We start from the raw sequence: 9,914 nt of genomic DNA, 5'->3' as shown, positions 1-9,914 counted from the left end.
GGAGCGTTATCGATTGATGCGAAATCTTTAGCAACACCGCCGTATACTTTTGCAAGTACGTTAGTGATTGCTGCAGTTAGGGTAGTTTTACCGTGGTCAACGTGGCCGATTGTACCTACGTTTACGTGCGGTTTTACGCGTTCAAACTTTGCTTTTGCCATGACGGAACCTATCAGTTTTGTGTATCTAGATTACATATGAAAATAATCCACCAGAGGTAGATTAAGTTAAATTTTTCAAATTTCAAATAGTATTTTCTGACAGATAAAGGAAGTAATCAAGAAGATTCTAAGACTGGTGCTGATAGGCAGAGTTGAACTGCCGACCTCACCCTTACCAAGGGTGCGCTCTACCAACTGAGCTATATCAGCAACACCAGAAACTGGAGCGGGCAGCGGGAATCGAACCCGCATCATCAGCTTGGAAGGCTGAGGTAATAGCCATTATACGATGCCCGCGTTAGCAACCTGTTCTTAAACTACCTCTAACCGTCAAGAATAAAGTGGTGGAGGGAGCTGGATTCGAACCAGCGAAGGCTGAGCCGTCAGATTTACAGTCTGATCCCTTTGGCCGCTCGGGAACCCCTCCACGATAATTCTTTACTAAACACTTTCGGTAAAAGGAAAGTGGTGCCGACTAACCGAGTCGAACGGTTGACCTACTGATTACAAGTCAGTTGCTCTACCAGCTGAGCTAAGTCGGCACTGCTTTAGTACGGGGCGAGATATTAGAGGAAGGTTGGTGGTGATGCAACAAGAAAATTAAAAAAAATGTGATTTTATGTGCCGAACGCTCACAAATCAGGCAAAACAGCCTGTTTTTGTTAATTTTTGCTCAATTCATACCAGTAATTGAGCCCCTTCATCACTAATTGCGGATCATAAATCGCGTCTAAAAATTGCGCTTTCAATAATGCACCATAGCCACCAGCAAAAATTAGTTGAGGTTTTTTATTGGTTAAATGTAATTTTGCTTGTTCAACAGCCCCTAAGGTTGCCACTAGCGCGCCATTTTTTAAACCATTAGGTGTGTTTACACCCAGCTCATTCGCAAAAGGCGTGTTGGCATCATCAAAAACACGCTGCGTATTCTGTGTTAATGAGCGTGTCATGAGATCAAGGCCAGGTAATATCCAGCCACCCAAATGTTGTCCTTGTGCTGTAAGTACATCAATTGTTGTGGCTGTGCCTGTGTCTATCACGATGCAATCTTGTTGCGGCCATAATTGAAAAGCAGCAATTAAACCAAGCCAGCGATCAATACCTAAATTACTAAATTGTTGATACGCACAGCTAAGGTTACTCAATTGTTTAGTCACTTTCGCTTCAAAACATGGCACCTGAAATGCCAATGCTTGTGCTAATAGCCCATTGAGTTGCTCATTTTTACCAACACTTGCATAAACCAGCTCGTTAATTTTCCGCCAAGGTAGCGCACTAACATCACACGGCTTGATTTCGCCTTGCTGGCATAGCGCTGCTTTAAGTGCTGTATTACCTACATCGATTAATAATCTCATTGAACTGCCTTGCGTAGTGAAATTTCACCACCGTAATAGCTTTTAACCTCACCATCTTGGCGAATACGAATACCACCTTGTGGATCTATGCCTTCACAGATACCACGCCAGCTTCTATGCCCAGTATTTAACTCCACACACTGTCCTGCAAAGGCGTTGAGTTCGTTCCACTGCTGATACATGTCATGCAAGCCAGTTTGACTATACTGCGCTAATCGTTGCTCAAGGTGGTATGTTAAATGTGCCACCAGCTGATTTTTATCAATCTGTTGGCTATGTTGGCTCAAATCAGTCCACGCTTGGTCGATTTGCTGGCTGTAGCTTGTGGGCATTTGCAAATTAATACCAATGCCTATTACGAGCTGACATGGTCCTTGTGGCTGACCATCTAATTCGACCAAAACACCTGCGAGCTTTTCTTTATTAAGATAAATATCGTTTGGCCACTTGAGTTCAATATCTAACTGATACAGTGCTTTTAACGTATCGTAAACAGCTAAGCCTACAGCGATAGACATACCCATTGCGGCTTGCAGCCCGTCATCTAAGCGCCAGAAATAACTATAATACAAGTTCGCACCAAATGGAGACTGCCAAACGCGTCCGCGTCGCCCACGCCCTGCTTGCTGCATTTCCGCGACGACGACAGTGCCTGAATCTAGTGTTTGTTTAGCCGCAATACGGCGCATTAACTCACTGTTGGTCGAATCAATGATCGGATGCACTTCGATATGTGCCGTACTGGCGTTCAAGCCTTGATAATATTGCTGGATCTTATTTTGCTCTAACAAGCCCACGGAGTTATTAAGGCTATAACCCTTACCGCTAACTTTAAAAATATCCAGCCCCATCGCTTGTAAACTTTGCATATGTTTACTCACTGCGGCGCGACTAATGCCAAGTTGCTCACCAAGTAATTGCCCAGAGATAAAGCCCCCCTGATTGAGCGCATTTAAGATTGCTAATTTATTACCATCCGGCGCCTTCATGCTAACTCCCCTAAACCGATATGGCATTCAGTATCATTATTCATCAAGCGAACTTCATGCTGTAAGCTTATTTGATAACGTTGCCATATTTGCTGCTGGATATGTTGAATCATTTTAATTAGGTCACTGCCTTCACTGCCACCATGATTAACTAAAACTAACGCTTGTTGCTGATGCACTTCAATTCCTGCGATACGGTACCCTTTTAACCCTGCTTGTTCTATTAACCAACCGGCAGCTACTTTATGGTGGTGTTCATCATAGTAATAATGAGGCAACTGCGGATACGCGACGAGCAATTCGCTAAGTAACTGGTTTTCTATAATTGGGTTTTTAAAAAAGCTTCCGGCATTGGCAAGTATGTAAGGATCCGGTAATTTGCTGTTACGAGTTTTAATCACTTGCTCAAAAACCGTCTGCGCCGTTACCGACTCAAGCTGCTGTAAAGGACCGTAGCTTAACTCTGGCTGCCAAAGTTTTGGTAATGCCAATGCAACGCAAGTGATCACTGCTTTATTTTTTAATTGATGCTTAAAAATAGACTCTCGATAGCCAAACTCGCATTGTTGACAACTAAGGCGGATGAGCTGCTTAGTGGCGATATCAAAATATTCTACGTATTCAATAAATTTTGCCAGCTCTACACCATAGGCACCAATATTTTGTACCGGTGCTGCGCCAACTGTACCGGGGATCAAAGCAAGATTTTCAAGCCCAGGCATCCCTTTTTTGAGCGTATATGCAACAAGCTGATGCCAGTTTTCTCCTGCAGCAACTTCAAGTAAGTAATCATTGTCGCGTTCAACGATGACGACACCGGTAGTCGCCATTTTAATTACAGTGCCTTGATAATCGCTTAAAAATACCGTGTTACTACCTTCACCTAAAATGCAAAAAGGGCTATCAAACGTCAGTAGCTGTAATTGTGTAAGGTCAGTTATTTCGCACAGTTGTGAACACTGGCTCGGTAAAGAAAATGTATGAAAAGCTTGCAAAGAGAGAGCCACAAAATGCCCCAAAGGTTAATCGTCACTAATCGCAATAGTGTAACCCATCGTCGCAAAACGCGCATCAGATTGTAAAAATTGCTCAACCCTGATGGTCAATCATGATATAAAACCTGCACTTTTTATTTCCGTCCAGGGTCAATATGAAACTTAAACCGCTTTTTTTAAGCCTCGCTATGGCAGGTATGTGCTCTCAAGCAATGGCGAGCGCCATTGATCAAAATTCCTATGCTAATCTTGATGATGTTATTACTACACACTTAAATCTTGATTTAGACGTTGATTTTGCTGACAAGCAGTTAGAAGGTTTTGTTGAGCATACGTTACAATGGCAAAATGCCGACAGCAAAACATTGGTACTTGATACCCGTGACTTAGATATTGATAAAGTAATGTATCAAGATCAAACTGGTGGCTGGCATAAAGCAAAATTTACCCTTGCTGCACGTGATGATGTTAAAGGCTCAAAGTTAACTATTACTTTTAAAAACCAAGCAGCAAAAGTACGCATTTACTACAATAGCCGCCCAGAAGCATCAGGCTTACAATGGTTAACACCTGAGCAAACAGCCAGTAAAACTCATCCGTTTATGTACAGCCAATCGCAAGCAATTCATGCTCGTAGTTGGATCCCAGTACAAGATACACCAGCGATGCGTGTAACTTACTCGGCACGTATTCATACACCTAAAGATGTTCGTGCGGTGATGAGTGCCGACAACAAAGATGCACTTTATAAAGATGGCGATTACATTTTTGATATGCCTCAAGCAATCTCTCCTTACTTAATTGCGATTGGCGCTGGTAATCTAGAATTTAAAGCTATGTCACGCCAAACCGGCATTTTTGCTGAACCAACCATTTTAGATGCATCAGTTGCTGAATTTGAAGACACGCAAGCGATGATTGATAAAACAAGTACCATGTATGGTGAATATGCTTGGGGGCGTTATGACCTCTTAATGTTACCGCCGAGCTTTCCTTTCGGTGGCATGGAGAATCCACGTCTGTCGTTTATCACTCCAACGGTTGTTGCTGGCGATAAAAGCCTAGTTAACTTAATCGCTCATGAGCTTGCTCACTCTTGGTCTGGCAACTTAGTAACCAATGCTACATGGGAAGACTTATGGCTGAATGAAGGTTTTACCTCGTACGTTGAAAACCGTATTATGGAAGAAGTTTATGGTCGTGACCGTGCGGTTATGGAGCAAGCGCTTGACGCTGCGGGCCTGCGTGCTCAACTTAAAACTATTGCAGCGCCAGATACTCGCCTTAACTTAAAACTTAATGGCCGCGATCCGGACGATGCATTCAGCTCAGTGCCATATACTAAAGGCCAGCTATTCTTAATTTACCTTGAAAACAAGTATGGTCGCGACAAGTTCGACCCATTTGTAAAAGCCTATTTTAAAGAGTTTTCATTCAAATCTTTGACCACCGCAGAGTTTGTTACTTACTTAAAAACGAACTTAATTGAACAGTATCCAGGTGTTGTTAGCATGGATAAAGTAAACGAGTGGATTTTTCAGCCTGGCTTACCGAGCGATGCACCAAACCCAACCTCAGATGCATTCGATAAAGTAGATAGTGCAACAGCAGCATGGTTAAAAGGTGACACAACTGCCGCACAACTTCCTACGGCAAATTGGACTGTGCATGAGTGGTTACACTTTTTAAATAACTTACCACGTGATTTAAGCCTAGATAAAATGGCGATGCTAGACAGCGAGTTCAACCTTACACAATCAACTAACGCAGAGCGTGCTTTTGCTTGGTTTATGCTTGCGGTTGGCAATGGCTATCAACCTATCTATCCAGCACTTGATAAACACTTATCAGGTATTGGCCGTCGCAAATTAATCGTGCCGCTATACAAAGCTCTGATTACTAATGGTAAACGTGAATGGGCACATGAAGTATACCTAAAAGCGCGCCCGGGCTACCACCCACTTGCGCAAGGTACTATTGACGACTTGTTTGCTAAGTAATAGCTAAATAACGAAAATTAAAAAGGGCGATTTATTCGCCCTTTTTGCTATCTATTTTAATCAGTGCTATTTATTTTTAGTGACTTTATCAATGAAAGCTTGCCGCTCTTGAGCACTGGCTTGTTGCCACCAAAAATCTAACATGGCGGCAGCACTAGGCGCATTACCTGCATTAGGTGCAGGGCGAGAAACTGGAGCTTGTAAATTAGCAGCCATCGGTGCAGCTCTGGTTGCTGCTGTTGGTGCTACTTGCACTGTCGCAACTTGAGAGTTAATACTACTTGTCAAATCGGGCTCAGCTATAATGGCTAGCGGCGTGCCTAATGACGCCCCTTTTGCTTGTAAGCTCACTTGTGGCGCTTCTGCAAAAACTTCTGCTGCTACCGCATTATCAGCACGGTTAAACACCACATCATAATCTGTATTGGCAGCAATGGTCATCGTCACCCAAAATGGTTCTGAGTCGATAACTTGATGCTCATCGTAACCTTGCTCGTACAAATCGGTGTATTTAAGTTTGAGCTGATATACGCCAGGAACCAGCTCGACTTCATCAACACGGTTGAAAAATGAATGCTCAATTTTCTTATCGCCCACTTGTAATGGCACTATTTCTTCAGGAAAATTGACGGTTTCGGCCACGCTTGTCGCACTCAAAAATAATGACACAATACCGCTTAATAATAAATGTTTACGCATAATAGCTCCTTGTTGTTTGATTTCAGTTTGACACTGCAGGCAAAGTTTGTCATTAGTGACTTTAGTACAACCGACAAAGAGCCCTTTAAATGAGCCAAGAAACTATTTTTACTAAAATTATTAACCGCGAGATCCCAGCTGATATCATCTACGAAGATGAGCTTAGTTTAGCGTTTAGAGATATCAACCCACAAGCCCCTTTTCACGTGCTGATTATCCCGAAAAAAGCGATTGCGACCATCAATGATATTACCGAGCAAGATGCGCCAATTGTTGGCCACCTGTATGTGGTTGCTGCAAAAATAGCGAAACAACAAGGCTTTGCAGAGGATGGTTTCCGCGTGGTAATGAATTGCAATGAACATGGCGGGCAAACTGTTTATCATATCCATTTACATATGCTAGCAGGTAAAATAATGGGGTGGCCACCTTACCAAAATAAGACTAAAGGTTTACTTTAAACGGCTTAACTGTAAATATTTGTAAAAAAAATTAACTTTGAAAGAAAATGTTATTTGCTATTAATTTCAAATTGTTACAAAGTTTTTTAAATGTATCTTTTATGACGAATACGATAAACGTTATAAAACTATGTCTATCTTACCCTAAAGTAGGAAATTTCTAATACTAAAGGGGCGGATTGCATGTTAGGATTGATTAGTCAACTTTATTCAAGAGTATAGTAAGTATGAGTAGTTCTGCCTTTTTGTTACTAGATCTAGAGCCAATTAATACAATTGGTATTAATGTATTAGAGCCTTTATTAAAAACCCAAGGGCTCAATGTTACTACCGGAACAAATATATCTGACGTTCCTGAGGGAACGCGTTTATTGTTTATCGAAACATCAAGCCAAGACGCTTGGGGGAAATTGAAAGAGCAATTGGTCAATCTACGTATTAAGTGCGATATCGTATTATTCAACTTAGACGAAAATCCAGAACTAGCTAATCGTGCATTGTTAAGCGGTATTCGGGGTGTTTTTTATACTACCGACAATGCTGATGTGCTAATGAAAGGCATTCGTTTATTACTCGAAGATCAGCTGTGGTATCGTCGTGATATCATGTGTAACGCATTAAACCGTATGTTGCAGTTCAATAAAGACGCATTACATAAGCTCACTGACGGTGATATTGAACCTGTAAAATTAACTAAACGCGAAAAAGCAATTATCTCCTTAATGAGTAACGGCTCTAAAAATAAGGAAATAGCTGAAGCGTTAAGCATTAGTCCACACACTGTAAAAACTCATTTATACAGCGCATTTAGAAAGACAAAATGTCGTAATCGTATTGAATTATTATCGTGGGCACAACAAAATATTCCGGACGAAATTCGCTAATCTAGTAACTCTTATTTTAATATTAAAACAGGTACTTTGTGCCTGTTTTTTTTGTTTATTCTAGAGCACGATATTTGCTAACAAATGCAATTGCCATTATTCTAAACTCGTCATCCTGATCTGCTTGGAATATGAATGCTCGACTCCCTCACGCTCTACTCTGCCAGTGCCGCCATGATGGTCGTCATGGCACTACTCAACTTTTTAACTTGGCGCGCCAACAAAAACACTCCAGGCACAGTGTTATATATTCTTTATCCTTTAGTGCTATTTATTGCTCTAATGAGCTTTGCCTTACACGGTCGTCTCGATAGCATTATCACTATTGTTCTTGCTAATAGTTTATGGTTTAGCGCGTCCATCATCCATGCATTAGCAATCAGCCAATTTTTAGGTTACCGCGGCAAAGAGTTTCGGTTTTTTGTATTAGCAACCTTGTTTTGCGGAGCATTGCTAATGTACTTTACCGTAGTTGATTCTAACCTTCGTAATCGTATGTTGGCCTCTGATTTACAGCATATAAGCGAAGCACTGTTTTTACTGTACTTATTTATTCGCTTTGCCCGTAAGCCCTACCCCAATGGCAGCATTGTCTATATTTTGATCCTGACCATTATTAGCTGTATTTTTGTCGGTCGCGCTTTTTTAATGGAAGATGTTAACAATTTCACACTGTTAAAAGAAAACTGGTTTAGCGTGACCTTACTGGTTAATGGCGTGATCGCCCCAATGTTTTATACCACCGGGATGGCGTTATTATGTAACGAGCGCAGAGAGCAAAACCTCAATCAGTTAACTAATAAAGCGCAAAAAGATCTTGAAATAAGAGGCTTATTTTTATCTACCATTAGTCATGAAATTCGCACTCCCCTTAATGGTATTTTAGGTAGTGCGCAATTGATCTTAAATCAATCAACAGACCCGCGAGACAAACCTTATTGCGAAGCCATTATAAACTCCGCCGAATCACTTAACTTGTTAGTGGATAAAGTGCTTGATTACGCAAGCCTTGACCAACACAACGAAGCACTTTATGAAGAGGACGTAGAATTTAAAACTTGGTTGCATAACTTATGTTTATTACTTAGTCCATTAGCCGAGCAGAAACGCTTAAAGTTTGAGTTAATTTATAACCTCCCAGAGCAAGCTTGTTATTACTGCGACCAACAAAAACTTCGGCAAATCATCATTAACCTCGTTGGTAATGCGATTAAATTTACCGACAAAGGTGAAGTTAAAATTCGCGTAGAGTTATTAGAGGAGCGCCAACTTGAACATCATATTCGTATTAGTGTAATTGACTCGGGGCCTGGCATTGAAGATGATGAAATAGAATACCTTACAGAGCCATACGTACAAAGTAGCGCAGGTAAAGAAAAAGGCGGAACAGGCCTAGGGCTTGCTATCACCAGCCGCCTACTAGCCAAACTGGGCTCCCAACTTGATATTACCAGTGAGTTAGATAAAGGCAGTTCGTTTAGCTTTGATATCACGCTTGTGCTTGGCGAACTCAGCCTTGTTGAACAGCGCCATCAATCAAAAGATTATTTAACTGGATTAGATGTATTACTGGTCGAGGATTTAGATTTAAATCAAAAAATAGCCATAGAATTTATGGCTGATGATGAGCATAAAATCAAGCTCGCCCGCGATGGTAAAAGTGCTATTAACCTGATGCAAGAGTACCACTTTGATGTTGTGCTATTAGACATGAACCTGCCAGATCTGACTGGCCAAGAAGTACTTAAAACCCTCAAAGGTATGGAGCATAAAAATCAACGTACCCCAGTACTCGCCTTTACTGCCAGTTTAAGCCCTGACGAAATCAAAGAGTATTTCTCATTAGGAATAAAAGACATTGTTGGTAAACCAATTAAACAACAAAAATTACGCCAAGCATTAAGTGATTCACAAAGCAGCCATGCACCCAGTATTGCCGTTGAGCTGAGTGATGTTTTATATGACAATACCGCAGCAGACACATTAAAAAGCTCTTTTAGTGAAGACGAGATTTCGTCTATTTACAACGAGTTTGTATTATCCGCACGCAACAAGCTGATCCGTGCTCAACAATTATTAGACGAAGATAAAGAACAATGTATTAAGCTGCTCCATCGCCAAGCAAGCACCGCTTTACAACTCGGTTTTAACCGCTACGGCATAGAGTTAAAAAAAATAGAACGACGCTTACTCGACAACAAACCGCTTAAAGAGTCACTCACAGAAGCATTGGTGTTATGGCAAAATAGCCTTGAGCAGTATTTAAAGTATGTCAGGGAGCAGATGAGTTGACGAATTTGCGAGTTGGCGAGTTGGCGAGTTGCCGAGCTGGCGAGGGTAAAGTAATAAGGCAAAGATACAATGGCT

General features: G+C 41.4%; 9 protein-coding genes and 4 tRNA genes. 4 read left to right on the top strand and 9 right to left on the bottom strand.

From position 1 onward, the window contains the following. From H5163_RS20625 to murB, 8 genes are all read right to left on the bottom strand, one after another. A partial coding sequence (locus H5163_RS20625; RefSeq protein WP_246175643.1) for a GTP-binding protein occupies positions 1-161 on the bottom strand: 161 nt, incomplete at its 3' end. 134 nt (positions 162-295) lie between these two features. Further along, positions 296-371, bottom strand: a tRNA-Thr gene (locus H5163_RS20620). A 12-nt stretch (positions 372-383) separates the two neighbouring features. Continuing rightward, positions 384-458: transfer RNA gene (locus H5163_RS20615), tRNA-Gly, on the bottom strand. A gap of 45 nt (positions 459-503) precedes the next feature. Next, positions 504-588, bottom strand: a tRNA-Tyr gene (locus H5163_RS20610). A gap of 39 nt (positions 589-627) precedes the next feature. Continuing rightward, positions 628-703, bottom strand: a tRNA-Thr gene (locus tag H5163_RS20605). Between the two features lie 120 nt (positions 704-823). After that, complete coding sequence (locus H5163_RS20600; RefSeq protein WP_182735854.1) at positions 824-1,519, bottom strand: type III pantothenate kinase; 696 nt, start codon at positions 1,517-1,519, stop codon at positions 824-826. After that, positions 1,516-2,508 carry a bifunctional biotin--[acetyl-CoA-carboxylase] ligase/biotin operon repressor BirA gene (gene birA, locus H5163_RS20595; protein ID WP_149983335.1) on the bottom strand — a complete coding sequence of 331 codons (993 nt, stop codon included), beginning with the start codon at positions 2,506-2,508 and terminating at the stop codon, positions 1,516-1,518. Before birA ends, H5163_RS20600 begins: the two co-directional genes overlap by 4 nt. Then, positions 2,505-3,515 (bottom strand): UDP-N-acetylmuramate dehydrogenase, encoded by a 1,011-nt coding sequence (gene murB / locus H5163_RS20590; RefSeq protein ID WP_145242744.1) that lies wholly within the window; start codon positions 3,513-3,515, stop codon positions 2,505-2,507. Before murB ends, birA begins: the two co-directional genes overlap by 4 nt. Positions 3,516-3,658: 143 nt before the next feature. On the opposite strand from murB, the gene H5163_RS20585 reads away from it, so the two are divergent. Then, positions 3,659-5,503 carry a M1 family metallopeptidase gene (locus H5163_RS20585; RefSeq protein WP_145242742.1) on the top strand — a complete coding sequence of 615 codons (1,845 nt, stop codon included), beginning with the start codon at positions 3,659-3,661 and terminating at the stop codon, positions 5,501-5,503. A 66-nt stretch (positions 5,504-5,569) separates the two neighbouring features. On the opposite strand, the gene H5163_RS20580 is transcribed toward H5163_RS20585, so the two are convergent. Then, positions 5,570-6,202 (bottom strand): DUF2057 family protein, encoded by a 633-nt coding sequence (locus H5163_RS20580; RefSeq protein WP_182735853.1) that lies wholly within the window; start codon positions 6,200-6,202, stop codon positions 5,570-5,572. An 89-nt stretch (positions 6,203-6,291) separates the two neighbouring features. Here H5163_RS20580 and H5163_RS20575 point away from each other — a divergent pair, with 89 nt between their 5' ends. From H5163_RS20575 to H5163_RS20565, 3 genes are all read left to right on the top strand, one after another. Next, positions 6,292-6,663: a histidine triad nucleotide-binding protein gene (locus tag H5163_RS20575; RefSeq protein WP_145242738.1), complete on the top strand. Its 372-nt coding sequence runs from the start codon at positions 6,292-6,294 to the stop codon at positions 6,661-6,663. A gap of 227 nt (positions 6,664-6,890) precedes the next feature. After that, on the top strand, positions 6,891-7,547 hold the full coding sequence (locus tag H5163_RS20570; RefSeq protein WP_145242736.1) for a response regulator transcription factor: 657 nt from the start codon (positions 6,891-6,893) through the stop codon (positions 7,545-7,547). A gap of 135 nt (positions 7,548-7,682) precedes the next feature. Next, complete coding sequence (locus H5163_RS20565; RefSeq protein WP_145242734.1) at positions 7,683-9,839, top strand: ATP-binding protein; 2,157 nt, start codon at positions 7,683-7,685, stop codon at positions 9,837-9,839. The last annotated feature ends 75 nt before the right edge of the window (positions 9,840-9,914 follow it).

Source organism: Pseudoalteromonas sp. SG44-8, from assembly GCF_014164125.1.
Classification (GTDB): Bacteria; Pseudomonadota; Gammaproteobacteria; order Enterobacterales; family Alteromonadaceae; genus Pseudoalteromonas; species Pseudoalteromonas rhizosphaerae.
This window is presented reverse-complemented; position numbering and strand designations above follow the sequence as displayed.

Coding starts and splice junctions, on each gene's coding strand:
- H5163_RS20575 (WP_145242738.1), top strand. CDS start 6,292: ATGAGCCAAGAAACTATTTTTACTAAAATTATTAACCGCGAGATCCCA.
- H5163_RS20565 (WP_145242734.1), top strand. CDS start 7,683: ATGCTCGACTCCCTCACGCTCTACTCTGCCAGTGCCGCCATGATGGTC.
- birA (WP_149983335.1), bottom strand. CDS start 2,508: ATGAAGGCGCCGGATGGTAATAAATTAGCAATCTTAAATGCGCTCAAT.
- H5163_RS20600 (WP_182735854.1), bottom strand. CDS start 1,519: ATGAGATTATTAATCGATGTAGGTAATACAGCACTTAAAGCAGCGCTA.
- H5163_RS20585 (WP_145242742.1), top strand. CDS start 3,659: ATGAAACTTAAACCGCTTTTTTTAAGCCTCGCTATGGCAGGTATGTGC.
- H5163_RS20580 (WP_182735853.1), bottom strand. CDS start 6,202: ATGCGTAAACATTTATTATTAAGCGGTATTGTGTCATTATTTTTGAGT.
- H5163_RS20570 (WP_145242736.1), top strand. CDS start 6,891: ATGAGTAGTTCTGCCTTTTTGTTACTAGATCTAGAGCCAATTAATACA.